The 23531-nt window shown below is 57.9% G+C and carries 21 protein-coding genes and 5 tRNA genes; 15 read left to right on the top strand and 11 right to left on the bottom strand.

What is annotated here, in order from left to right; translation table 11 throughout:
- Position 1 precedes the first annotated feature (1 nt).
- The 3 genes from cysS (at position 2) to AB5202_RS01255 (ending at position 3213) form a co-directional block, all read left to right on the top strand.
- Positions 2–1468, top strand: coding sequence for a cysteine--tRNA ligase (gene cysS, locus AB5202_RS01265; protein ID WP_368147465.1), 1467 nt, complete (start codon positions 2–4; stop codon positions 1466–1468).
- Between the two features lie 143 nt (positions 1469–1611).
- The gene (gene rlmB / locus AB5202_RS01260) at positions 1612–2532 is read left to right on the top strand and encodes a 23S rRNA (guanosine(2251)-2'-O)-methyltransferase RlmB (RefSeq protein ID WP_368144048.1); all 921 of its coding nucleotides are present in this window, start codon (positions 1612–1614) and stop codon (positions 2530–2532) included.
- Positions 2533–2535: 3 nt separating this feature from the next.
- Positions 2536–3213, top strand: a complete 678-nt coding sequence (locus tag AB5202_RS01255; RefSeq protein WP_055285223.1) for an NYN domain-containing protein — start codon at positions 2536–2538, stop codon at positions 3211–3213.
- A gap of 27 nt (positions 3214–3240) precedes the next feature.
- Here AB5202_RS01255 and AB5202_RS01250 read toward each other — a convergent pair whose 3' ends face one another.
- Positions 3241–4581 (bottom strand): DNA-binding protein, encoded by a 1341-nt coding sequence (locus AB5202_RS01250; protein WP_195362186.1) that lies wholly within the window; start codon positions 4579–4581, stop codon positions 3241–3243.
- Between the two features lie 162 nt (positions 4582–4743).
- On the opposite strand from AB5202_RS01250, the gene AB5202_RS01245 reads away from it, so the two are divergent.
- Positions 4744–4818 (top strand) — tRNA-Thr (locus AB5202_RS01245).
- Positions 4819–5351: 533 nt separating this feature from the next.
- Here AB5202_RS01245 and AB5202_RS01240 read toward each other — a convergent pair.
- Both AB5202_RS01240 and AB5202_RS01235 read right to left on the bottom strand, forming a co-directional pair.
- Positions 5352–6752, bottom strand: coding sequence for a PTS transporter subunit EIIC (locus tag AB5202_RS01240; protein WP_368144050.1), 1401 nt, complete (start codon positions 6750–6752; stop codon positions 5352–5354).
- 9 nt (positions 6753–6761) lie between these two features.
- On the bottom strand, positions 6762–8180 hold the full coding sequence (locus tag AB5202_RS01235) for a glycoside hydrolase family 1 protein (RefSeq protein WP_368144052.1): 1419 nt from the start codon (positions 8178–8180) through the stop codon (positions 6762–6764).
- A 151-nt stretch (positions 8181–8331) separates the two neighbouring features.
- Between AB5202_RS01235 and AB5202_RS01230 the strand changes: the two genes are divergently transcribed.
- The 11 genes from AB5202_RS01230 to rplA all read left to right on the top strand — a co-directional run bounded on the left by AB5202_RS01230 (position 8332) and on the right by rplA (position 13952).
- Complete coding sequence (locus tag AB5202_RS01230) at positions 8332–9165, top strand: MurR/RpiR family transcriptional regulator (protein WP_368144054.1); 834 nt, start codon at positions 8332–8334, stop codon at positions 9163–9165.
- Between the two features lie 404 nt (positions 9166–9569).
- Positions 9570–9651 (top strand) — tRNA-Tyr (locus tag AB5202_RS01225).
- 10 nt (positions 9652–9661) lie between these two features.
- Positions 9662–9737, top strand: a tRNA-Thr gene (locus AB5202_RS01220).
- A 3-nt stretch (positions 9738–9740) separates the two neighbouring features.
- A tRNA-Met gene (locus AB5202_RS01215) sits at positions 9741–9817 on the top strand.
- Between the two features lie 96 nt (positions 9818–9913).
- Complete coding sequence (tuf, locus tag AB5202_RS01210) at positions 9914–11104, top strand: elongation factor Tu (protein ID WP_368144055.1); 1191 nt, start codon at positions 9914–9916, stop codon at positions 11102–11104.
- A gap of 279 nt (positions 11105–11383) precedes the next feature.
- Positions 11384–11533 (top strand): 50S ribosomal protein L33, encoded by a 150-nt coding sequence (gene rpmG, locus AB5202_RS01205; RefSeq protein WP_022093895.1) that lies wholly within the window; start codon positions 11384–11386, stop codon positions 11531–11533.
- Between the two features lie 13 nt (positions 11534–11546).
- A tRNA-Trp gene (locus tag AB5202_RS01200) sits at positions 11547–11622 on the top strand.
- A gap of 76 nt (positions 11623–11698) precedes the next feature.
- Positions 11699–12037, top strand: a complete 339-nt coding sequence (secE, locus tag AB5202_RS01195) for a preprotein translocase subunit SecE (protein ID WP_006234983.1) — start codon at positions 11699–11701, stop codon at positions 12035–12037.
- Between the two features lie 3 nt (positions 12038–12040).
- Positions 12041–12577, top strand: a complete 537-nt coding sequence (gene nusG, locus AB5202_RS01190; RefSeq protein ID WP_099432095.1) for a transcription termination/antitermination protein NusG — start codon at positions 12041–12043, stop codon at positions 12575–12577.
- 121 nt (positions 12578–12698) lie between these two features.
- Positions 12699–13127 carry a 50S ribosomal protein L11 gene (gene rplK, locus AB5202_RS01185; RefSeq protein ID WP_022093893.1) on the top strand — a complete coding sequence of 143 codons (429 nt, stop codon included), beginning with the start codon at positions 12699–12701 and terminating at the stop codon, positions 13125–13127.
- Positions 13128–13244: 117 nt separating this feature from the next.
- Positions 13245–13952, top strand: coding sequence for a 50S ribosomal protein L1 (rplA, locus tag AB5202_RS01180; protein ID WP_022093892.1), 708 nt, complete (start codon positions 13245–13247; stop codon positions 13950–13952).
- Between the two features lie 127 nt (positions 13953–14079).
- Here the strand turns inward: rplA and AB5202_RS01175 are convergent, their stop codons facing one another.
- From AB5202_RS01175 to asnS, 8 genes are all read right to left on the bottom strand, one after another.
- The gene (locus AB5202_RS01175; RefSeq protein WP_368144057.1) at positions 14080–14790 is read right to left on the bottom strand and encodes a metallophosphoesterase family protein; all 711 of its coding nucleotides are present in this window, start codon (positions 14788–14790) and stop codon (positions 14080–14082) included.
- Positions 14787–16703 (bottom strand): BMP family ABC transporter substrate-binding protein, encoded by a 1917-nt coding sequence (locus AB5202_RS01170; RefSeq protein WP_368144059.1) that lies wholly within the window; start codon positions 16701–16703, stop codon positions 14787–14789. Before AB5202_RS01170 ends, AB5202_RS01175 begins: the two co-directional genes overlap by 4 nt.
- A 92-nt stretch (positions 16704–16795) precedes the next feature.
- Entirely contained in the window at positions 16796–17563 is a 768-nt protein-coding gene (locus AB5202_RS01165) for a mechanosensitive ion channel family protein (RefSeq protein WP_368144061.1), read from the bottom strand.
- A 334-nt stretch (positions 17564–17897) separates the two neighbouring features.
- Entirely contained in the window at positions 17898–18692 is a 795-nt protein-coding gene (locus AB5202_RS01160) for an ABC transporter ATP-binding protein (RefSeq protein ID WP_368144063.1), read from the bottom strand.
- Complete coding sequence (locus AB5202_RS01155; protein WP_006234992.1) at positions 18685–19608, bottom strand: ABC transporter permease; 924 nt, start codon at positions 19606–19608, stop codon at positions 18685–18687. The genes AB5202_RS01160 and AB5202_RS01155 overlap by 8 nt, the downstream gene beginning before the upstream one ends.
- 203 nt (positions 19609–19811) lie before the next feature.
- Positions 19812–20792, bottom strand: a complete 981-nt coding sequence (locus tag AB5202_RS01150) for an ABC transporter substrate-binding protein (RefSeq protein WP_022093885.1) — start codon at positions 20790–20792, stop codon at positions 19812–19814.
- Positions 20793–20952: 160 nt separating this feature from the next.
- Positions 20953–21738 carry a hypothetical protein gene (locus AB5202_RS01145; protein WP_022093884.1) on the bottom strand — a complete coding sequence of 262 codons (786 nt, stop codon included), beginning with the start codon at positions 21736–21738 and terminating at the stop codon, positions 20953–20955.
- 258 nt (positions 21739–21996) lie between these two features.
- Positions 21997–23400, bottom strand: a complete 1404-nt coding sequence (gene asnS, locus AB5202_RS01140; protein WP_022093883.1) for an asparagine--tRNA ligase — start codon at positions 23398–23400, stop codon at positions 21997–21999.
- Positions 23401–23531: the final 131 nt, after the last annotated feature.

Here is a 23531-nt window from a genome sequence, read left to right as displayed (position 1 = left end):
AATGCGTATCTACAACAGCGCTACCCATAAAAAGGAAGAGTTCCAGCCCGTCGAGTCCGGCAAGGTCCGCATGTACGTGTGCGGCCCCACGGTCTACGACAACATTCACATCGGCAATGCCCGCACGTTCATCAGCTTCGATGTGATTCGACGCTGGCTCATCGCGAGCGGCTACGAGGTCACGTTCGCCCAGAACCTCACCGATGTCGATGACAAGATCATCAAGCGCGCCAACGAGCAGGGCCGTACGGCTGCCGAGGTCGCGACGGAGTTCTCCGACAAGTTCATCGGCGTCATGCGCGCCGCCAACGTACTCGATCCCGATGTGCGCCCCCGCGCCACCAAGGAGATCGGCCCCATGATCGCCATGATCAAGACGCTTATCGAGCAGGGCCACGCTTACGCAGCCGATAACGGCGATGTGTACTTTGCCGTGCGCAGCGATCCCAACTATGGCCAGGTTTCGGGCCGCAACATCGACGACCTTATGGTTGGCGCGCGCATCGAGGAGAACGAGGACAAGAACGACCCGCTCGACTTTGCCCTGTGGAAGGCCGCCAAGCCCGGCGAGCCCAGCTGGCCGAGCCCCTGGGGCGAGGGCCGTCCCGGTTGGCACACCGAGTGCGCCGCCATGGTGCATCGCTACCTGGGCACTCCGATTGACATCCACGGCGGCGGCTCCGACCTTGCCTTCCCGCATCACGAGAACGAGTGCGCCCAGGCCACCTGCGCCTGGCACCAGGGTTTTTCCAACACCTGGATGCACACGGGCATGCTGCTGGTTGACGGCGAGAAGATGTCCAAGTCGCTCGGCAACTTCTTTACGCTGGCCGAGGTCCTCGAACAGCACTCCGCTGCCGCCCTGCGCCTGCTGATGCTGCAGACGAGCTATCGCTCGCCGCTCGACTTTTCTTGGGAGCGCCTGGAGGGTGCCGAGAACTCGCTCACGCGTATCGCCGGTACGGTTGAGAACCTGCGCTGGGCCGCGAACCATGCGACGGCCGATGCCGATGCGGCTGCCGCCGAGGCGTTTGCCGCCAAGGCCGCCGAGACTCGTGCCGCCTTTAAGGAGTGCATGGACGACGACTTTAACACCGCTGGTGCCATGGGTGCCGTCTTTGGCTTTGTGACCGAGTGCAACCAGTACCTGGAGCAGGCGGGCGACGCTGCCGACAAGGCCGCCGCGCTTGCCGCCGCCGACACGCTGGCCGAGCTGCTCGATACGCTTGGCGTTGAGCTCCCCGAGCCCAAGGTCGAGTTGCCGCTGGGCCTGCTGGGCGTTGCCGCCGGTTTGGTTGCCTACACGGGTGACGACGTGGACGAGGCCGCTGCCAAGATTCTCGAGGCCCGCGCCGAGGCCCGCGCCGCCAAGAACTGGGGTCTGGCCGACGCCATCCGCGACCAGCTCAAGGACCTGGGCCTCACCATCGAGGATACGACCGCTGGCACCCGTATTAAGAGTCTCTAGTATTTGTCGACCGTTCGAGGTGCGGCAGATTGCCTTGAAAGAGGAGGGCATAGACCTGGTGGTCATGCCCGACGATTGAAAGGCAAGGTGCCGTGGCTCGGACGGTCGATTCTTGTTCGTTATCTATTTAAGGAGGCCGTTTTATGGCCGACAATCGCAAGCGTGCACCGCGTGGAGGCAAGCAGGCTGCTTCTGGCTCGCGTCCTATTCGCCGCAACGATCGCGCTGCCACTTCCAAGGGCCAGCGCGAGCGCTCCCAAGCCCAGGCTGCGCGTCCGCAGCGAGATCGCAACCGCGACAACGTTCAGGCCCCCAAGGGCGAGTTTATCGAAGGTCGCCGTGCTGCCGCCGAGGCGCTGCGTACCGGCTTTCCCGTCAAGTGCGCGCTCATCGCTGAGGGCGGGGAGCGCGATGCCGCCTTGTCGCGCCTGGTCGACGACCTCAACGCTGCAGGCGTCCGCATTAAGTATGTGCCGCGCGCGCAGCTCGATGCGCTGTCGAGCCATGGCGCTCACCAGGGCATTGCGCTCGAGGTTGGCAACTTCCCCTATGCCGATGTTGCCGATATCCTCGACCGTGCGGGCGACGGTCCGGCGCTCGTCGTCGTGCTCGACCATGTGACCGACGACGGCAACTTTGGCGCCATCGTGCGCTCCGCCGAGGTCGTGGGCGCGGCGGGCGTCATCATTGCCAACAAGCGCGCCGCCGGTGTGACCGTCGGCAGCTATAAGACTTCTGCTGGCGCCGTCATGCACCTGCCCATCGCGCAGGTTCCCAATATCGCCCGTGCGCTCGATGACCTCAAGGCCGCCGGCTTTTGGGTGAGCGGCGCCTCCGAGCGCGCCGAAGGCAGTTGCTGGGACGCCCCCTTCGAGGGCCGCGTTGCGCTCGTCATGGGTTCCGAGGGCGACGGCATCTCGCGTCTTGTGCTCGAGAAATGCGACTTTTTGACTAAGCTTCCCCAGCGCGGCATGACCGAGAGCCTCAATGTTGCCCAGGCGACCACGGCGCTATGCTTTGAGTGGCTGCGTCGCAACGCCGGCGAGCTCATGGGGGAGGAGTAGCGCATGTCCAAGAAGAACCGCGCCAAGTCCAAGGCCAAGCGCTTTGGCGAGGGCTCGGCCAAGCCGATTGTTTCGGCCGCGACCTATGGCGTGGGCGGCAATGCGTTTGCGCAGGCTATCGCCGACCCGGTCTCGACAGTGCATTCCAATAAGCCCGAGCTGCTGGTGGTCGACGGCTACAACGTGATTCACTGCACGCCGCGCTACGAAAAGCTCGTCTACGACCATTCCGACGATCCGTATTCCAGCGACGTCCACGATATGGCGCGCACCGCCCTCATCAACGATGTTGCGGCGTTTGCCCAGGGTCGCTACGAGGCCGTGATCGTGTTCGACGGTGCGGGCAATATCTCCAGCGAGCGCCCCAACCTGCCGGCCCGTGGCGTGCGCATTGAGTTTTCGCCGACGGGCGTCTCTGCCGACACCGTGGTGCAGAAGCTCTGCATCGAGGCGCGCGAGGAAGGCCGTGCGTGCTCCGTGGTATCGAGCGACGGCACGATCCAGGCTGTCGTCATGGGCAAGGGCGTCACGCGCATCTCGAGCCGCATGCTGGTGGACGAGATCAAACAGATCGATAACGACGTTCACGAGGCAGAGGAAGCTCCGCAGATCAAGATGACCTTGGGCAGCCGCCTGAGCCCCGAGGCGCTGGCCAAGCTCAAGGCCCTGCGCGGGAGGTAGGGGAGTTGGCGGGGCAATGCTGCCTCGCTAACTCCATTCAGCGATGTCGATCATTCTTTCGAGGCGCCACGTTAGCGCCTCTTTTAGATAAGGCAGTCTCGCTGCTAGGGCATCGTTTTTAGACAGAATCTCGATTGCCTCGTCGACAAAACCTTCGAGTTTGTCCCCGTCAAACCAGTTCATATCCTCAACAAGCAACATTTGTTTCGCGGGACTTGAATGGAACTGCGCGCTGGCAAAACTGTGCTCTCCTGCCCTAAGCTCATCTAGAGATATGTTGCACCAGAGCGATGAGCCCGAATCGAAGATGGGGGCTGGTCTGCAGACTAGTGAGTTGACGTTTCGCACGAGGCCGAAGTTGCGCCAATGACGATCGTAGTTGGCGATGATGTCGTCACACACGATCATGTGGTCAAGGGCATCCTTGACGCCTGTCACCCCGAGTTCCTCGCAGTTTGCTACGTATCGCTCGTAGTCAGTTAGCCGTTCATCTGCGTTTGCGTGCTGGTTTACATAGAACGCAGGGACATACTCTTCTTCATCAGTTAAGAAGACATCGCATATGCTCAGGGCGGAAGTGCCCGTGCCCTCGAGCGAGTAAGGTACATAATCGCAGGCGTTTAGGATGCGACGGTGGAGCGCGGTCGCCACCAGCTCGTTATAAGGTTCCTGGTTCAGGTGCGCTCCTGCCTTATGCAGAATTCGACGCCCGCCCTCGCACGTCCAGTACTTTTGAAGATTGCCGTCCGAGGTGTTATCGGGCTTTGCGGCAGCCGCTTTTCCCTCTGGGGCAAAGGGCGCAATGGACAGCGAGACGTCATCAAAGGCGTTATTGAAGAAGTTAATATCCTCCCAGACGAGACCGGAATCTTGGGGTCTAATCCAATACTGGTCGGATAAGGAGAGGCCAAGATTTCGCTGTACGAGTTCATCGGGAACATCGACTGCGGCTTCTGCAAGCAGGGAGGCTAGCCCAATGCGTGCGAGCGGGATACCGCGACCGCGCCACCAGATGCGGAAGGAGTCGAGCGATACGGAGCTATTGGGGCCAAATACCCCAATAGGGGCGTGGGCGTAATCGATGTCGGCGCCGATGTGGGTAAAGTCTTTTCGCGATGTGTTGTAGACCAGCTGAGCGACTTCGTGCGTGCGGTTCATGAGGGTGAACGCGATCTCGCTCTTACCGTGGCCGCGGCGGGGACGTCCTCCCGTTTTGGTCACGGAGCGGAGTCGCGTGTCGACGCTGTCTTTGTCGATGAGCCATACACCAGAAGCCTTGCGGGCATCAAGTGCTCCGTTTTTTATGAGCTCCTGCACCCTGCGCGGAGTGATGCCGAGCAGCTCGGCGGCTTCCTTGGTAGTAAGCATCACGAAACCCTTCGTCAAAACGAATAGTTTTATATATAGCAATTGTAATTAAAACTATTCGTTCTGACGAATAGTTTTGAGATGTGGTCGGGTGAAGGGCCTGTTGCGCCTCGTCGGCAATTCCTTTATTCTTAATTGGCTTCGCGCGAAAGCGCCAAGTGTGCCAGTGTGGCGCAACGGTAGCGCAACTGATTTGTAATCAGTGGGTTGCAGGTTCGATTCCTGTCACTGGCTCCATGAGAGTTTCGGGCTCTGTCTCTATATGGGACAGGGCCCGTTTCTATTTAGGTGGTGCGCCATCGGGTTAGCGCCCATCCCGTTTTTGGTTTGTCTCGTCCTCCAGTTTGTCTAAATCTGTAACACCAAGACCGATATTTGGCATCTAACTGTTACAGATTGAGATGAAACTTAGGGTGTTTTAGGAATATCTTGATCTGTAACATGTAGAAGCGGAATAGGCCTCTTGCTGTTACAGATCGAGACAAGGGCGGGTGCGGACCTGGATGTCCTGCTCGAGCGTGGATTTCTGGACACGCGAGCGAAGAAAATCTCCCGACCGGAGAACGAGCGTGGATAATTAACTTGGATAGGGAGCTAAGGTAAACACCGATTGTCTATCGACGGCTTTAGAAACAACGACCCCGATTTCATTGTGGAATCGGGGTCGTTTGTGCCTCAGGAATCCGAATGGATTAATCGAGCTCCTAAGGGACTTCTTGGGTTCTTGCTAATGGTCTGCCGAGGATGTCCCCAATGCAAACAGCGGGCATCTACTCAATATAGCTGGGGTTCTTCTTGATGATTACGCGTGCAGCGATGAAAGAGACGACGATGGCGATGATGGCGACAACGCATGCCAGCACGAAGTTGCCCATGGACCCATCGGGAGCGATAAAGATGAGTGCCGAAAGAAGGCCGGGGCATGCTCCCGCAACATACTCTTTCAGAACAAAGATGCCTGCAGGGAGTCCAGCGCAGAGCGCGCCGATTGCCGTGCCGACAAGCAGGCGGGGACGCTCGATGAGGCAACCGTAGAACGCGGGCTCGGTTACGCCACAGAGTGCGGTAACGGCAACCGTGGTGACCATACCCCTCTTCTCCTTGTTTCCCTTCATGGCAGTTGCCAGGGCGAGGCTCGTGCCGCCAATGCAGAGGTTCGAGATGAATCCAAAGATAATGGGTGCCCAACCGAGCTGCGCCAGGCTCGTAACTTCGATTGCGATGTAAGCCTTATCGAGACCGAGCATGACGAAATAGGGGTTAAGGGCTGCCAGGATCGGAGTAGCGATAAATGCCACGTTGTCCATAAGCCACGTGACGGCATCACTCAGCGCGTAGCCCATCATACTGCCGGCGGGGCCAAGGATAATCAGCTCGACGGGCACGACGATGATCATGGTGAGCAGCGGCTTCAAGAACAGTTTGGTAACGTCGGGAATGATCTTCTGAAGGCTGCGGTCGACAAAGTACATGAACACAACGCCCAGTACGATGGGCACTACCGTACTCGAATAGTCGTTCGTCGGGATGGGGATACCAAGAAAGTCGAGACCCTCGGCACCGCTAATGGACGAGCTGATCATGATCGCGCCCAGCAATGCGCCCATGATGGGCTGCATCTTCATGACGGCTGCGAGCTGATAACCAAGATAAACGGGCAAGAAGCTAAACGAAGCGCTAAAGATCGCCAACAGGACCTGGGCGGTTCCGCTATCGGTGCTTAATCCGCAATAATTGACCAGGAGATTCTTGATCGAAAGAATGAGTCCGCCAACGATGAGCGCCGGGACGATGGGCATGAATACCTGTGCAGAGACGTTCCCGAATTTCTCAATCAAGCCCATGGCGGTGTTACCGCTTTTAATGCCTTCTGCAAGGTCTTTGGCGGTTTGGGCATCGTCGGCAACCGTGCCACCGCCGACTTCGATTCCCGCGAAGTCGAGGAAGTCGTTGTAAGCCTCGGTGACGTTGGGGCCGATGATCACCTGAAGCTGGCCACCGCTGACTACTGCCCCGAGCGCCTGATCGGCCGATTTGGCGAGCTGGAGATCGATGATCGAGGTGTCTCGTGCGTCGATGCGAAGGCGCGTCGCACAATGAGTTACCGATGTAATGTTCTCTTTGCCGCCAACAGCCTTTAGGACTGTTTCGGACATTGCCTGATATTTCATCTCTTTCTCCTAACCTTCCTGCTCCTGATACTTCGAGATAAGGTCTCTGTACCAATACCAGCTCTTTTTGGGGGTGCGCTCCAGATTGTTCTCGAAGTCGATATGGACAAGTCCGTATCGTTTTTCGTAGCCGTTGATCCAGCTATACAGATCCATCGTCGACCAGAGGTAGTAACCCTCAACGCGCGCGCCGTCGCGCTTAGCCCTCATCATGTGCTCGATGAACTGGCCCAGAAGCTCGATGCGGTCATCATCGTGGATCATTCCGTCTGTGTCTGGTTGCTCATAGGCGCCATGTCCGTTTTCCGTAATAAAGATGCGGGGCGCGTCATAGCGCTCGTGGACATCCATGATGGTTGAATACATGCAACTTGGGAGTATTTCGCGGCCCCATTTATTGCGGGGAACATTGCTGTCGCGGGCGCTTTCAAACAAGGGCGCAATGCATTTTCCTTCGACCCTTTTGCTCGAACTGCCCTTATTGTTCGCCGAAACGGCAAGCTCTCCACCGTGCCAGTCGGTTACATACTCTCGGCAATACACGTTGAGTCCAATAAAATCGACTTTACCGTCTCTGAATTCTTTTACGTCATTTGGGGATCGATAGAGCGAGACGCCAAGTTTTTCAAGGATTTCGTCCATTTCTGGCGGCAGTTGACCCTGAAGCGCTGGTGCCAGAATCATGCGATTGGCGAAAAAGTCTGCGTATCGAAATACGTCATCAGGGTGCTCGGTTGCCGGGTCGAGTTCGACAACGCCGCCATCGTGGACGGCGCCGATGATGCCGTCGTAGCCCATTTGACGATATGCTCGGACTGCGAGTGCGCTTGCGCGCATCAGGTTGTACTGAAACTGCATGTACGACTGAACATCGAGCGATCGATTGGGGGGATAGTTGCCCAACATGTTTACGCAGTAGCTGTAGAAATGCGGCTCGTTAACGGTAGCCCAGATTTTGACGCGGTCTCCAAAGCGCTCAAAGCAAATCTTGGCGTATTTGCAGAACCACTCTGCCATGTCGTTGTTCAGCCATCCGCCTTTGCAAGCAAGCGTGAATGGCAGATCGTAATGGAACAGCGTAACGTTGGGCTCTATGCCATTTTCGAGGCAGCAATCAATGATCCGATTATAAAAATCGATACCCTCTTCATTCACTTCGCCGATACCCGTGGGGATGATTCGACTCCATGAAAGAGAGAAGCGATAGGTGTTTTGTCCGCCTTCTTTCATCATGCGGATGTCTTCTTCATAGCGATGGTAGAAGTCGCAAGATACATCACCGTCAACATGGTTGATGTTCTTATTGCTTGTGTGGCTAAAGAAATCCCACTCACCAAGGCCTTTGCCGTCTTCGTTCCAGGCACCCTCGCACTGATAAGACGCCGTGGCGGAACCCCAGAGAAACGGCATGTTGTTCACGTTGCCCATGAATCCCCTTTCCATCATTCAACACGGTGGATACGTGTGGCGGAATTATGATTAAGATGACGTCAACTGATTTGAATCATAGGAGAACGACCAAAGCTGTTTGATTCAATAAATGAACCATGATTTCGAGGAGAGCGGAAAGAGGGATCACGTGAATATCAATGACTTCGATGTGCTCAATCGCATTAGCTCCATCATCAACAGCGAGTTTGGGTCAAACGATGCCGCCATCGCTCGATATCTCATCGCTCACATTAGGCGTTCGAGCGAAATCAATGTTGCCGCAATAGCCCGCGATGCATTCGTGACCCGTTCCGCTGTTCGTCGTTTCTGCAATCGATTGGGCTACCAGTCTCTTAGCGATTTGAAAGAATCATTTACTCAGTCAGTCTTTCCAAGCGACTTAAGCCATCGAGAGGAGGAATTTGGCTACGAGGAGTACAGGGCAGAGCTCGACGTTCGCATGATCGAGATGTTCGCTGAGGTTGAAAGCGGCGTGTCCGATATCGCTATTAAGCATCTTGTCGACGAAATTGATGGCCATAAAAACGTTGAAATCTGGTGCACCAATAATGTGAGCGCCAATCTCGTACGATTTCAGCAGGAAATGTTTTATGCGGGCAAGATAGTTCGCATAGTTGCTGGGGCTAACGTCGCGGAATTGAAAAACATGGGAGACGCTTCGCAGTCATTGATAATTCTCGTATCGGTCTCCGGGCTATTTGCGTCACAGGCGCGTGAGTATCTTGATTGCCGTTCGGGCAGGAAGATTCTAATTACTGCGTTTAGCAACGATGACAAATCGAGGTCTTTTGACCGTGTATATCGTCTTGGTAATGCGGGAAACGGAATTGACCGACTCGGCGTTTATTCGAAATACGCCATGACTTATTTTTTCGACTTGCTATCGTCGTGTTACTTGAGTCGCTACCCCTGCACCAAGGGGGAGCCGCTCTATGGGTCTACTTTGGCCTGGCCCGAGTAGTTGCGGCTTTACAGTTCTCTCGCCTGGAGAATGAACGTGGATAATCTGCCACTTTGGCCTTAGAGCCGCGCTAAAAGTGGGAGATAATCCACGCTCGATCGTGGCGTGGAAGCCCCGATCTCGACCTATATATAGGTGCAAATAAGCTGGTATCGAAGTTCGATACTGAAGGTGTACTCCACTACAGCAAAGTGTTACCTCGGGAAACGTCACCTCAGTATCCAAAACCACCGTCCTTCATATCCAAACTCAGCAAAACCGCAGGTCAAAAGCATATAGATACGCCCGGCACCGTGTATCTAGAGGTTTTCGTTGACAGCCCCCAAGGTTGCATCGTATTATCTTTTTCGTTCGCGGGGGCGGCGGTCCAAAAGACCAAAGGACCTGCGGATACTTGAACGATTGGGAGTTTGCCCGAGTGGTTAATGGGGACGGGCTGTAAACCCGTTGGCTCTGCCTACATAGGTTCGAATCCTATAGCTCCCACCCGTCAAGTGCCTGTATAGCTCAGTCGGTAGAGCACTTCGTTGGTAACGAAGAGGTCACCAGTTCAAGTCTGGTTGCAGGCTCCATCCGGCGGTGTAGCTCAGTTGGTTAGAGCACACGGTTCATACCCGTGGCGTCACTGGTTCGAATCCAGTCACCGCTACCATAGGTAACACGGTGGCTTCTCAATAGTATGTTGAGAGGCCACTATGGTATAAAGGCAAAGTCCCGTCCGGGGACGACCTGTTTAGAGGAGGGCTTTATGGCCAAAGAGAAGTTTGAGCGCACTAAGCCGCATGTTAACATCGGCACCATTGGTCACGTCGACCACGGCAAGACCACGCTGACCGCTGCCATCACCAAGGTTCTCTCCGAGACCGAGGGCTGCAAGGCTGACTTCACTGCGTTCGAGAACATCGACAAGGCTCCCGAGGAGCGCGAGCGCGGCATCACGATCTCCGTCTCCCACGTTGAGTACGAGACCGCTGCCCGTCACTACGCTCACGTTGACTGCCCGGGCCACGCTGACTACGTCAAGAACATGATCTCCGGTGCTGCTCAGATGGACGGCGCTATCCTGGTCATCGCCGCTACCGACGGCCCCATGGCTCAGACCCGCGAGCACATCCTGCTCGCCCGTCAGGTCGGCGTTCCCTACATCGTCGTCTTCCTGAACAAGTGCGACATGGTCGACGATGACGAGCTCATCGACCTCGTCGAGATGGAGACCCGTGAGCTCCTCTCCGAGTACGATTTCCCCGGCGACGACATCCCCGTCATCCGTGGCTCCGCTCTGGGCGCTCTCGAGGGCGACGCCAAGTGGATGGACGCCATTCGCGAGCTCATGAAGGCCGTCGACGAGTACATCCCGACGCCTGCTCGTAACAACGACCTCCCGTTCCTGATGGCCGTTGAGGACGTTATGACCATCTCCGGCCGTGGTACCGTTGCTACTGGCCGTGTCGAGCGCGGTGAGCTCAAGCTCAACGAGCCCGTCGAGATCGTCGGCATCAAGGATACCCAGAGCACCGTCGTTACCGGTATCGAGATGTTCCGTAAGTCCATGGACTTCTGCGAGGCTGGCGACAACGTCGGTCTGCTGCTCCGCGGCATCAAGCGTGAGGACATCGAGCGCGGCCAGGTTCTCTGCAAGCCCGGTTCGGTTACCCCGCACACCAAGTTCACCGGCGAGATCTACGTTCTGACCAAGGAGGAGGGCGGCCGTCACACCCCGTTCTTCGATGGTTATCGTCCTCAGTTCTACTTCCGTACCACCGACGTTACCGGTACGGTCAAGCTCCCCGAGGGCACCGAGATGGCTATGCCTGGTGACCACATCACCATCGAGGGCGACCTCATCCACCCGATCGCCATGGAGGAGGGCCTGCGCTTCGCTATCCGCGAGGGTGGCCACACCGTCGGTTCGGGCATCGTCTCCACGATCATTGAGTAAATTAGCTCTTTGATATAGCTGACTTAGAGAACCCGGCACTTATATGGGTGCCGGGTTCTTTTCTGCAATGGATATTGAGCCGTTGCTGGTGTCGAGAGGATCGATAATGGTCCTGGATGCACCGTCGATTAGCTCTCGATGGCTTCATTGATGTGTTCCAAATATGAATGGATCCACCGAGAACCAATTGACTCGAGGTTTTCATTGACAGCACTTACGTGGAGCTGATAAAGTAACAACTCGTGCCCGTACGGGGCGGAAATGAAAGGTTCAGGATACATGCGTACTCTAGTTACTCTTGCGTGCACTGAGTGCAAGCGCCGCAACTATACGACCACCAAGAACAAGTCGACCATGCCTGATCGTATGGAGATCAAGAAGTATTGCCCCTGGTGCCGTCACCACACGCTGCACAAAGAGACTCGCTAGTCTCTAGTCACATACGCCAGTAGTTCAATTGGTAGAGCATCGGTCTCCAAAACCGAGTGTTGAGGGTTCGAGTCCTTCCTGGCGTGCCAGTCATTATTCCGTAAGCTCCCAATTGGGGGCTTACGGTTTACTCATGTATAAGCGCATTGCGCGGAGGTAACCCAAATGGCCAACAAGAAGAACAAGAAGAAGGCTCAGCAGCAGGCGCCTGCCAACAACGCTGCCGCCAACTCCAAGGTTGAGGCCAAGAAGGCCGTTGCCAAGAAGAACGAGAAGGCTGCGAAGTCCAAGAAGAACGAGAAGCCTGGTTTCTTCGCCCGCACCAAGAAGTATTTCGCTTCGGTCAAGTCCGAAATGAAGCGTGTCACGTGGCCCGATAAGAAGGAGCTCGTGAACTACTCGGTCGTCGTTTGCGCTTCTCTGATCGTCGTCGGCGTCGTCATCGCTCTGCTCGATGCTGGCTTTGGCGAGGCTCTTGCTCTGTTCTCTGGATTGAGGGGCTAAACCATGTCTAAGCGTTGGTACGTCGTTCACACTTACTCTGGATACGAGAACCGCGTTAAGTCCGATCTCGAGCATCGCATCGAGACCATGGGCATGCAGGACCGTATCTTTGATATCGAGATTCCTATGGAGCGCGTCACCGAGATTAAAGAGGGTGGCAAGCGCGAGACCAAGGATTCCAAGATCTTCCCGGGTTATGTCCTGGTCCGCATGGAGATGGATGACGATGCTTGGACGTGTGTTCGTAACACGCCTGGCGTCACCGGTTTCCTGGGCGGCAACGGCAAGCCCGCTCCGCTTTCCCGCGACGAGTACAACAAGATGACTCGTCGTCCCGGTAAGGGCGATTCGCCCAAGCGCACCTCGGTTGATATTGAGGTCGGCACGTCCGTCCGCGTCACCGATGGTCCGCTTACCGACTTTGATGGCAAGGTCTCGGAGGTTAACACCGAGGCTGGCAAGCTCAAGGTCACGCTGATGATCTTTGGCCGCGAGACGCCGGTCGAGCTCGACTTTAACCAGGTCGCTGTCATCGCTTAAGATTTTCGTCCGTTCGCGCGAGCGTGCTTCTTCTGTGACTGCTCATCTCAGGAGTGCTTCTAACACGTGCGTGCTTACGATATAGCAAGTACTTCACACTCGTGATTCGAAAGGAATGACCATGGCTGAGAAGAAGGTTGCCAACGTCATTAAGCTCCAGATTCCTGCTGGTGCAGCTAACCCCGCTCCTCCCGTCGGCCCCGCCCTGGGCGCTGCTGGCGTGAACATCATGCAGTTCTGCCAGGCCTTTAACGCCGAGACGCAGGACAAGAAGGGCGACATCATCCCCGTTGAGATCTCTGTCTACGAGGATAAGTCCTTCTCCTTCATCACCAAGACCCCGCCGGCGGCTCACCTCATCAAGAAGGAGCTCAACCTCAAGTCTGGTTCCGCTAAGCCCCAGGCCGACAAGGTTGGTCAGCTCTCCCAGGAGCAGCTTACCAAGATCGCCGAGATCAAGATGCCGGACCTCAATGCCAACGACATTGACGCCGCCAAGAAGATCATCGCCGGTACCGCCCGTTCCATGGGCGTCACCATCGCTGAGTAGCGATTTCTTATGGTAACGACGGGTGCTCCGACCGGGGCGCCCGTTAAATGTGTGCAATAGGGCACACGAAACGATGTGGGAGGGCTCACGCCCGTTTAACCACAGGAGGTAATGCACATGGCTAAGCATGGTAAGAGCTATAACGCCGCTGCCGAGAAGATCGACCGCGCCACGCTCTACACCCCCCTTCAGGCTGCCAAGCTCATCAAGGAGCTCGACACCGCCAAGTTCGACGAGACCGTCGAGGCCCACTTCCGTCTGGGCATCGATACTCGTAAGGCTGACCAGAACATCCGTGGTTCCATCTCCCTGCCCCACGGCACCGGCAAGACCGTTCGTGTTGCCGTCTTCGCCGAGGGCGAGAAGGCCCGCGAGGCTGAGGCTGCCGGCGCCGACATCATTGGTTCCGACGAGCTCGTCGCCCAGATTCAGAAGGGCGAGATCAACTTCGACGCCGCTATCGCTACGCCGAACATGATGGCCAAGGTTGGCCGCATCGGTAAGATCCTTGGTCCCCGTGGCCTCATGCCGAACCCCAAGCTCGGCACTGTGACCATGGACGTCGCCAAGATGGTCTCCGAGCTCAAGGCTGGCCGCGTTGAGTACCGCGCCGACCGCTACGGCATCTGCCACGTGCCCCTGGGCAAGAAGTCCTTCTCTGAGCAGCAGCTCGTCGAGAACTACGCTGCCCTGTACACCGAGATCCTGCGCGTCAAGCCCTCTTCTGCTAAGGGCAAGTACGTCAAGTCCATCTCCGTGTCTTCCACCATGGGCCCTGGCGTCAAGGTCGATCCCGCTGTCCAGCGTGACTTCCTGGCTGAGTAACTGCTAGTTACTGCCTGAGCAAAGCAAGCATTGCTAAAGAAACCCGGTTCCGCCTCGTGTGGGACCGGGTTTCTTGCTATCGCGTGCCAAAACCACCTCAAAGGGGTCAGCGTCCCCTTTGAGGTGGTTACCAGGGTGTTCTGGCGGTTGAGGACTCTATGGCTTCGTGGCGTTTGAGCTCGCGGCGCATGGTTTGTGAGTTGAGCCAAGCTGCTTGCCAGCCGCGGATGGGGTAGTGCGTCTGGTCGAGCTCAAACTGCGTATAGCCGCAGGCGTTGATGATCGTCGTTCCACACACATGCTGACGCTCGCGCTGAAAATCGCAACCGTAGCTTTGGTGCACATGCCCGTGCACCATGTAGTCGGGATTCCAGGATTCGAGTGCTGTGTTAAAGCACTCGAATCCTCGATGCGGCAGATCGTCCAGATCACCCATACCGGCGGCGGGTGCATGGGTAAGCAGAATGTCGCACCCGCCGACCATCCTAACCTTACGCGACAGCTTACGCATGCGCTTGGACATCTCGCGTTCGGTGTACATGTTGGCGCCGTCGCGATAACGCATGGACCCGCCAAGGCCCGCAATGCGAATCCCTCGGTACGTGTACACGTTGTCTTCTACGCAGATACATCCGCCCGGTGCATGACGTGCGTAGCGGTCATCGTGATTGCCACGCACGTAGATGAGCGGTTTGTTGATGACCGTAACCAAAAACTCAAGATAGTCCGGGTCCAGATCGCCGGCGGACAAAATCAGGTCGACGCCCTCAAAGCGTTCCTTGCGAAAGCACTCCCAAAGGCATCGTTCTTCGGTATCGGCTATGGCAAGGATTTTCATAGGGCAGGGACTTTCGGCTCATCGTCGAGCTGCGGAATGGTGCCTACCACGTTATCCGCCAGCCAATTCATCTCGACAATCTGCGTGCTCGGCAGCGGAGGGAAGCCTTCGATCTGTACCACGCCGTTCTGACTGTGGAGCTCGCCGCCAAAGGGGTTGATGGATCCCTCGACAATGCCGTTGCGGAGCAACTGCACGAGTTTGCGCGTCTGGTAGGGTAGGCCCGGAGCGTAACGGATGTCGATAACGCCGGAGCTCATGCCGTACCAGTAGTTGACGGCGCGCACTTGGTTGTCATCGCTGGTCTCGTCCCACGTGCCGTGCAGAAGGCTGCGAACGATGAGCTCGTAGTAACGGCCCCAGTTCCATACCGGCATGGCGATGCCGGAAACCTTGCCATCGACCAGGCGGTGGAGTCCGTAGGCCGTAGGGTCTTCGAGCGACTTTGACATGTCAGCGCCGGTCATGACGCTCACGCCTTCGCGGCACATGGCCTCGGCAAGACCGCCGGCGGGCACATCGCCCCAGGTGAGGATAATTTGCGCGCGGGGGTCGAGCAGCGAGGCGCCGATGGCAAAGGCATTGATCTCGCTGAGCGCGCCGGATGCGAAGACCGACGCGTGGTAGCCGATGCGATGGTTGTCCGCCATGCTGGCGGCAAGGGCGCCCAGGAGGAACTTGGCCTCGTACATCTTGCCAAAGTACGAACGGACGCTTTGGTGGGGAAGGCCGATAGAGCAGTTAAGGAACCGAACCTGGGGATACTCAACGGCAGCTCTGAGCGTGTATTCCATCAGGCGGTGCGAGGTCGAGAAGATGACGTTGTCTCCATGTTTGACAGCCGTTTCCACGGCGGCGTAGAACACGTCCGGATCGTGACAGTCCTCGAACGCCTCGGTGCGCACGATGCCGTCAAAGTGCTCATCGAGATACTGACGCCCTTGGTCGTGCAGACTGTCCCAGCTCGACGCCGCACAGGGGAACTCATGGATAAAGGCGATACGCAGGGGGTTGGCCGCCGAATAGACAGTCTTGCCCATAAAGAAGTTGAGCACGCCAGAGGTGGACTTGGCGGGCGACTCCTCCTCATCGACGCTCGGCGCTTCGACAAGATCGACCTTGTCCTCGTCATTTTTGCCGGCAATGACCAGCTCGCGCCAAATCTTGCACAGGCGGTTTACGACGATATCCGTCGGCGTATCCAGCAGGCGGTCCTGGTTGTACACATTGAGGTAAACGAGCATGGCGTCGGCAGGCGTAATGTCCAGGTGGTCGCCGCCTGCGCGAAGGTAGGCGCGCTTAAAGAGCAGGAAGGTGTGGCGCAGGTAGTCGACCTTTTTCTGCGGCCATTTTTCGATAAGGTTCTGACCGAGCATCTTGGCGAGCGTCTCGTAGCTTCCCTCACGCGAGAACTCGATCTCATATAGGGGGCAGACGCGCCAAAACGCGCAGAATTCACCGTACAGGCGGCTTTCGACGGAATCCCATGTGCCGGGGTAGAGACGGGTAACCCTGGCCGAAACCGTTGGAGCGTCCAGGAATTTGAGGACACTGACGCGTTTGTTGCCTTCCTGGACATAGAACCGATGCATGAACTCGGTGACGATGATGGGGTCGCGATAGCCCTCGGTTACCTGGATATCGTAGAGGTTGGACCACTTGCGGGCGAACTCGGTGTTAAACGGCAGCAGGGGCATAAAGTTGCATGAAAAGGCGGACTGACGGCCTTTGGTGACCGTGCCGACGACCATTTCGAGCGGAATATCCCGCAGGCCGACATTCTCTCGCTGACCTAAGGGGAGCTGAGCAACCAAGCTATCGAGGTCCGTAAGGTATGGATGCTCGCTTTGGCTAATGGCGCGTCGACGTCCTTGCTCGCCGCGCTTGCGTGCTTGACGATAGGCCTCTTCCATAATGTTGCTCCCTTAGTCGTTTAAACAACTATATGAACCATGGTACCACGAATGAAAACCACTACAAAGATGCCTGACCCCTTTGCGGTGGTTTAGGCGATGATGGGGGCGATGGCGCGGATGCAGGCGTCGGCAGCGGTGAAAGTGGTGCTGTCGTCGCTGACGATAAAGATGATCTTTCCTTTGATGCCAAAGTCGCCGATTTCGCTAAAGAGCACGTAGGGCTCTTTGTCAAAGCCCGAGATGGGCGAGACGGCCGTTTTGGTTGCGCTCGTGAGCTCGTCTGCCAGCACGTCAAGGGAAGCCCACTTAGACGTGTCCTTTACGGCAACGGGCACGGCCACGCGTCCAAAGGGCATCAAATGCACGAGCGTGTTCTTGGAGATGTTGGAGTTGGGCACAATGATGGTCTGTCCACAGGCATCCTCAATCGTTGTATGACGCCAAGTGATGTCTTGGACCACGCCGGATACGCCGCCGACCTCGATATTGTCGCCGGGTTTGATGATGCCCATAAAGGTCACTTGCATGCCGCCGATAAGGTTTGACAGCGTGTCCTGAAAGCCGAGCGAGATGGCGATGCCGCCGACGCCAAGAGCGGCGACGAGCGCGTTTGCGTTAATGCCAAAGCAGTTGTCGAGGATAAAGCTGCCGCCAATCATCCAGATGACGGCGCGCGCGATGTTGATGAAGATACTTGATGCCGGAAGCGGGTTATCGTCTCGGTTAAGCAGATGGTTCAGGGTCTTGGATACGACCTTGGCGGCGACGGCGGTGCCTATCGCCAAGATGACGGCCCAGATGATGTTGTGGACCCATCGTTGTGCAAAGAAATGAAGAATTGGCTCAAACAATTCCATGTAGGGAAACCTCCTAATGATCGTCCAACCATGATACCCACCAAGAAGCCCGTCCGATCACATCGGACGGGCCGATAACTTGAGATGGGGTGGCCGCGGTGGCGTAAGCTGGGGCGCCGGCGAGCACGCCGGCAAGGAGTGCGGCGGTCAAGGCGAGACGGGGAAGAGAGCTTCTCGTGGCAGTTTCCTTAGTCCTTAACCAGTAGTTCCTGCTGACGCTGGATTATCGACATAATATGCGAAAACCGCCGCAAGGGCGCCTGTCCCTTAGCGGCGGTTTTGACGTTTGCGCAGATAAAACCTGCCAAAATAAACCTGTCCCTTTTTGGTAGGTTTAGCTTAGCAGCATGCGGTCGTTGGCGAGCTCGCCGCCCGAGACCTCCTCGAATTTCTGCAGCAGGTCGGCTACGGTGAGCGACTTCTTCTCATCGCCCGCCACGTCGTAGATCACGTGGCCTTCGTGCATCATGATCAGACGGTTGCCCAGACGGATGGCGTCGTTCATGTTGTGCGTGACCATGAGCGTGGTCAGGTGGTTCTCGTCGACGATCTCCTCGGTCAGGTTGAGCACCTTAGAGGCCGTCTTGGGGTCGAGGGCCGCGGTGTGCTCGTCGAGCAGCAGCAGGCGCGGCCTGGTGAGCGTGGCCATCAACAGGGTGAGTGCCTGGCGCTGTCCGCCCGAGAGCAGGCCGACCTTGGCGTTGAGACGCGTGTCCAGACCAAGGTCCAGGCGCTTGAGCAGCTCAACGTACTCATCTTTCTCGGCCTTGGTGACGCCCCACGAAAGGCCGCGACGCTGGCCGCGACGCTTGGCGAGGGCCAGGTTCTCGGCAATCTGCATGTCGGCTGCGGTGCCGCGCATGGGGTCCTGGAACACGCGGCCCAGGTACTTGGCACGCTGCGACTCGCTCAGACGCGAGATATCGTTGCCGTCGAGCTCGATAACGCCCGAATCGAGCGGATATACGCCGGCGATCATGTTGAGCAGCGTGGACTTGCCGGCGCCGTTGCCGCCAATCACGGTTACAAAGTCGCTGTCATTCAGGGTGAGGTCGACGCCGGTGAGCGCGCGCTTCTCGGTGACGGTGCCCTTGTTAAAGGTCTTTTTGACGTGCGAGAGCTTAAGCATCTGCCTCATCCCCCTTCGTGTAGGAGCTGCGGAGCTTATAGCGCTCCCAAACCACGGGCACGCACAGGGCCACGGCGACGATCACGGCGGAGAGCAGCTTCATGTCGTTGGCGTCCATGCCCAACTGCAGCACGATGGCGCGGATAAGGAAGTACACCACGGAGCCAAAGACGGCGGAGGCAAGACGGACGCTAAACTGCGTGAGGCCGCCGGGCAGCAGACGGCCGAGCACCTCGCCGATAACAATGGCGGCAAGACCGATAACGATGGCGCCGGTGCCCATGCCAATGTCGGCATACTTCTGGCTCTGGCAGATGAGTGCGCCCGAAAGGCCGATGAGGGCGTTGGAGAGCACGAGGGCGATCATCTTGGTGGAGTTGGTGTTGACGCCCAGAGCGCGGATCATGTACTCGTTGTTGCCGGTGGCTCGCAGCGCCGAGCCGATCTCGGTGCCAAAGAACCAATACAGGATGGCAACGATAGCCACGGCGAGCAGGATGCCCAAGATGATGGCAACGGTGGACTGCGGCAGACCGGTCATATTGCTGACGGCCGAGAACACGGTGCCCTTGGCAAGAATGGGCGTATTGGACTTGCCCATGATGCGCAGGTTGATGGACCACAGGCTGATCTGGGTGAGGATTCCGGCGAGGATCGCAGGAATCTCAAAGACGGTGGTCAAAATGCCCGTGACGGCGCCCGCGATGGCGCCGGCGCACATGCCGGCCAGCACGGCGAGCAGCGGGTCGACGTTGTTATTGACGATGAGCACAGCGCAGACGCAGCCGCCGAGGGCAAAGCTGCCGTCGCAGGTCATATCGGGAATGTCGAGCAGGCGGAACGTGATAAACACGCCAAGCACCATAATGCCCCAGAGGACGCCCTGCGAAACGGCGCCCTGCAATGCAATGAGCATGCTTCATACCTCCTAGAATAGGGTGGACACGTGATTTTCCATAATAGCGGTAACAATGCATAGAAGAGTTACGGACAGACGTTTTGTTTTACCTGAAACAAGCAGGGCGGACGCCGGTCTACAGCGCCCGCCCCTGTGGCTCAGATATTGAATAACGCGGCTAAAGCGCGAGCACGGGCTCTAGACGCATGCCGCGTATGGCATTACGCGTCCAGGGCGGAAAGGTCGATGCCCAGGGCCTCGGCCATTTCGTCGTTCTTGACGACGACCAGGTCCTTGCTCGAGAGGTGCTTGATCGGCATATCCTCGGGCTTGGCCTCGCCCTTCAGGATCTTAACGGCCATCTCGCCCGCGGCGTAGCCCAGGTCCTCATAGTTGATGGAGAGGGTAAACAGGCCGCCGGCCATGCACATACCCTCCTCGCCAGTCACGAAGGGAAGCTTGTTTTCCTTGCAGATCTGGCCGACCTGCGAGGCACCCGCGGCGATGGTGTTGTCGGTGGGGGAGTACAGCGCGTCGACCTTGCCCACGGCAGACTCGACGACGGACTGAATCTCGTTGGAGCTCGAGACGGTGAAGTCAGTGTACTCGAGGCCCAGCTTGTCGAGCTCCTTCTTGGCGGCCTTGATCTGGACGTCGGAGTTGGACTCGGCGGTGCAGTAGAGCAGGCCGACCTTTTTAACGTCGGGCAGGACCTTCTGCATCATCTCGAGCTGCTCGGCGACCGGGGTGAGGTCGGAAGCGCCCGTGACGTTGGTGCCGGGCTTGTCGTTGTCCTGGACCAGGCCGGAGGCGGCGTAGTCGGTGATGGCGCAGCCCACGATGGGGATATCGGCCGTGGCGCCGGCGGCAGCCTGCGCGGCGGGCGTGGCGATGGCATAAATCAGGTTGACGTTGTCGCCCACAAACTTGTCGGCAATGGACTTACACGTGGACTGGTCGTTCTGGGCGTTCTTCTGGTCGATCTTGACCTTAAGGCCGCTCTCCTTGATGGCCTTGACAAAGCCGTCGTTGGCGGCATCGAGTGCGGAGTGCTCGGTGAGCTGCAGAACGCCGATGGTGTAGTCGGAACCGGCGGCAGCAGAGCCGGAGCCAGAGTTGCCGCCGCATCCGGCGAGCGGGGCGAGCGCGAGCAGGCCGGCGGAGACCAGAAGGCTCCTGCGGCTGATGGTGATGTCCTTCATATCATTACCCCCAGTATAAAAATGGCTGGAAACACTGCACTGGGACAAAGTGCAAGTGGAACTATAGTAGCGCTGATGTCCATTTTTACAACAGCCTGGCGGGTTTTTTAATACAGAATCGGATGGGCGGTACGGGTAGTCGAATGGGCGGCGGAGGGTCTTATGCGGCGGAGGAGGCGTCGTCCTCGTCTAGGGCGGCGAAGAGCTTCTTGCCGTCGAGGAGACGTGTGGTGACGTTTCTCATTCGGCCAATCTCTACGGTACGCAACGTGTCATCGGCGCCTCGGGCGTCGTAGACCGTTCCCAGCAGATACGAGATGCCATCGCGCTGCCTGATGGCAAAGGGACGGAGTGTCATCCGTGCTGCTTCGGTTTCGCCACGCGTCGTGACGCTCGAAATATCAAAACTCACCGTGGTTCCGTGGTCGATGGCCTGCTCGACGAGCTCGCACGTGTCGATGCGCTTGATGGGCGTGCGTGTTGCCTTGGTAGCCTTGCTGCCTGCGCTTGGAGCAGGTTCGGGTGTATCGAGATAGCCGCGAACGTCGGCACTCGCCATGGCAACTAAGTGCTGCGCCATGCTCTTGCGGATGGCGATAGGCGTGGAGCGGTTGCGCATGACCATGCCGTGAAGCCGGATGATCTCCTCGTCGGTGAGTGGACGGGTCAAGAGCCGATACCCCACGCCGCGTTTGTACTCAATTTCGTATCCGGCATGGCGAAGCGCGGAGATGGCGGTGTAGATGCTGCGCCGCGCCGCCGAGATGGGCATGCGGGCGGGGTCGTCGGGATGGGCGAGGCGCCGGATCAACTCATCGGAAAGCATGGCCTTGTCCTCGCCGGTGTTTTCGCTTAATAGTTGCAGGATGCGAACGGCGCGATAGGCTGCCATCGAGGCGGCGCCTCTCGTCGTGGTGTCGTAGGTTTCAACAGCGGCTTCGGTCATGGTGCCCACGTCCTTTCCGTTTTGGGTGGCGACGGTATGGAGCCTAGGACGCGGGGCTTTCTCAGGGGCGCAGGGCGCTCTGGGCGGTCGGTAGTCGTCGGCAAACGGCGGGTCGAGTTTTCAACAGCCCTGCTCAACTGACCAAAACCTTGCCAAAAGCTTGACGGATGCTGTTGAAAAAAGCGCCTCTCGACCGATGTCGAGAGGCGCTTGTGCGATGAGCGTTGGCGTGTGGCGACGCGAGCTAGCGTCCGACGATTAGAAGTCGGCGTTGCCCACGGTGCGCGGGTGCGGCAGGACGTCGCGGATGTTGCCCACGCCGGTCAGATACATGACCAAGCGCTCGAAGCCCAGACCGTAGCCGGCGTGCTTGCAGGAACCGTAGCGGCGCAGGTCAAGGTAGTACTTGTACTGCTCGGGATTCATGCCCAGGTCCTTGATGCGGGCCTCGAGCAGATCCAGGCGCTCCTCGCGCTGGGAGCCGCCGATAATCTCGCCGATACCGGGCACCAGGCAGTCGGCGGCGGCGACGGTCTTGCCGTCCTCGTTCATGCGCATGTAGAACGCCTTGATCTCGGCCGGGTAGTCGGTCACAAAAGTCGGTCGCTTAAAGTGCTCTTCGGTCAGGAAGCGCTCGTGCTCGGTCTGCAGGTCGATGCCCCAGCTGACGGGGTAATCAAACTGGTGGCCAGCAGCGACTGCCTGCTCCAGGATTTCGACGGCCTCGGTATAGGTGACGCGGGCGAAGTCGGAGTTGGCGACATGGTCCAGGCGCTCGAGCAGACCCTTGTCCACAAACTTGTTGAGCATATTGAGCTCGTCGGGGCAGGTTGCCATGACGTCCTTGAGGACATACTTGAGCATGGCCTCGGCGTTATCCATGTAGTCGTTAAGATCGGCAAAGGCCATCTCGGGCTCGATCATCCAAAACTCGGCGGCGTGGCGCGTGGTGTTGGAGTTCTCGGCGCGGAAGGTGGGGCCAAACGTGTACACGTCGCCAAAGGCCATGGCAAAGTTCTCGGCATTGAGCTGGCCGGACACGGTGAGGCTTGCATGCTTGCCAAAGAAGTCCTGGCTCCAGTCGACCTCGCCGGACTCGGTGAGGGGCGGATTTTTGGGGTCGAGCGTGGTCACGCGGAACATCTCGCCGGCGCCCTCGCAGTCACTCGTGGTGATGATGGGGGTGTTGACGTAGACAAAGCCCTGCTCCTGGAAGAAGCGGTGGATGGCGGCAGCCGCGACAGAGCGGATGCGGAACACGGCGCGGAACAGGTTGGTGCGCGGGCGCAGGTGCTGCTGGGTGCGCAGGAACTCGACGGTTGCGCGCTTCTTCTGCAGCGGGTAATCCGGGGCGCTCGTGCCCTCGACCTCGATGGAGGTGGCAGAAAGCTCGAAAGGCTGGGGCGCATCGGGGGTCAGCTTGACGGTGCCGGTGCAAATGAGTGCGGCCGAGACGTTTTGATGGGCGATCTCGTCGTAGTTGTCGAGTGCCTCGCGGTTCATGACGACCTGCAGGTCGCGGAAGCAGCTGCCGTCGTTGAGCGTAACAAAGCCAAAGTTCTTCATGTCGCGGACGGACTTGACCCAGCCGGCGACGGTGACGGTCTGGCCGCCGAGCGACTCGGCATCGGCATAGAGCTGCGCGATTTTGGTGCGGTTCACGTATCCTCCCATAACGGTTGAATGATAGTTATCCATACAGTTCGATATTCTAGCAGCTCGGCTCATTTGAGCTATACAGATAAAGCATTGGCGGGATGGTTTTTCAAACGAAAAGCGCCCGCGGCCAAATG

Source organism: Collinsella aerofaciens (assembly GCF_040915545.1).
GTDB lineage: Bacteria > Actinomycetota > Coriobacteriia > Coriobacteriales > Coriobacteriaceae > Collinsella > Collinsella aerofaciens_BE.
This window is presented reverse-complemented; position numbering and strand designations above follow the sequence as displayed.

Coding starts and splice junctions, on each gene's coding strand:
- cysS (WP_368147465.1), top strand. CDS start 2: ATGCGTATCTACAACAGCGCTACCCATAAAAAGGAAGAGTTCCAGCCC.
- AB5202_RS01160 (WP_368144063.1), bottom strand. CDS start 18,692: ATGCTTAAGCTCTCGCACGTCAAAAAGACCTTTAACAAGGGCACCGTC.
- AB5202_RS01145 (WP_022093884.1), bottom strand. CDS start 21,738: ATGACCGAAGCCGCTGTTGAAACCTACGACACCACGACGAGAGGCGCC.
- rplA (WP_022093892.1), top strand. CDS start 13,245: ATGGCTAAGCATGGTAAGAGCTATAACGCCGCTGCCGAGAAGATCGAC.
- rpmG (WP_022093895.1), top strand. CDS start 11,384: ATGCGTACTCTAGTTACTCTTGCGTGCACTGAGTGCAAGCGCCGCAAC.
- AB5202_RS01250 (WP_195362186.1), bottom strand. CDS start 4,581: ATGCTTACTACCAAGGAAGCCGCCGAGCTGCTCGGCATCACTCCGCGC.
- nusG (WP_099432095.1), top strand. CDS start 12,041: ATGTCTAAGCGTTGGTACGTCGTTCACACTTACTCTGGATACGAGAAC.
- AB5202_RS01150 (WP_022093885.1), bottom strand. CDS start 20,792: ATGAAGGACATCACCATCAGCCGCAGGAGCCTTCTGGTCTCCGCCGGC.
- AB5202_RS01255 (WP_055285223.1), top strand. CDS start 2,536: ATGTCCAAGAAGAACCGCGCCAAGTCCAAGGCCAAGCGCTTTGGCGAG.
- tuf (WP_368144055.1), top strand. CDS start 9,914: ATGGCCAAAGAGAAGTTTGAGCGCACTAAGCCGCATGTTAACATCGGC.
- AB5202_RS01240 (WP_368144050.1), bottom strand. CDS start 6,752: ATGAAATATCAGGCAATGTCCGAAACAGTCCTAAAGGCTGTTGGCGGC.
- rlmB (WP_368144048.1), top strand. CDS start 1,612: ATGGCCGACAATCGCAAGCGTGCACCGCGTGGAGGCAAGCAGGCTGCT.
- AB5202_RS01235 (WP_368144052.1), bottom strand. CDS start 8,180: ATGGGCAACGTGAACAACATGCCGTTTCTCTGGGGTTCCGCCACGGCG.
- secE (WP_006234983.1), top strand. CDS start 11,699: ATGGCCAACAAGAAGAACAAGAAGAAGGCTCAGCAGCAGGCGCCTGCC.
- AB5202_RS01155 (WP_006234992.1), bottom strand. CDS start 19,608: ATGCTCATTGCATTGCAGGGCGCCGTTTCGCAGGGCGTCCTCTGGGGC.
- rplK (WP_022093893.1), top strand. CDS start 12,699: ATGGCTGAGAAGAAGGTTGCCAACGTCATTAAGCTCCAGATTCCTGCT.
- AB5202_RS01165 (WP_368144061.1), bottom strand. CDS start 17,563: ATGGAATTGTTTGAGCCAATTCTTCATTTCTTTGCACAACGATGGGTC.
- AB5202_RS01175 (WP_368144057.1), bottom strand. CDS start 14,790: ATGAAAATCCTTGCCATAGCCGATACCGAAGAACGATGCCTTTGGGAG.
- AB5202_RS01170 (WP_368144059.1), bottom strand. CDS start 16,703: ATGGAAGAGGCCTATCGTCAAGCACGCAAGCGCGGCGAGCAAGGACGT.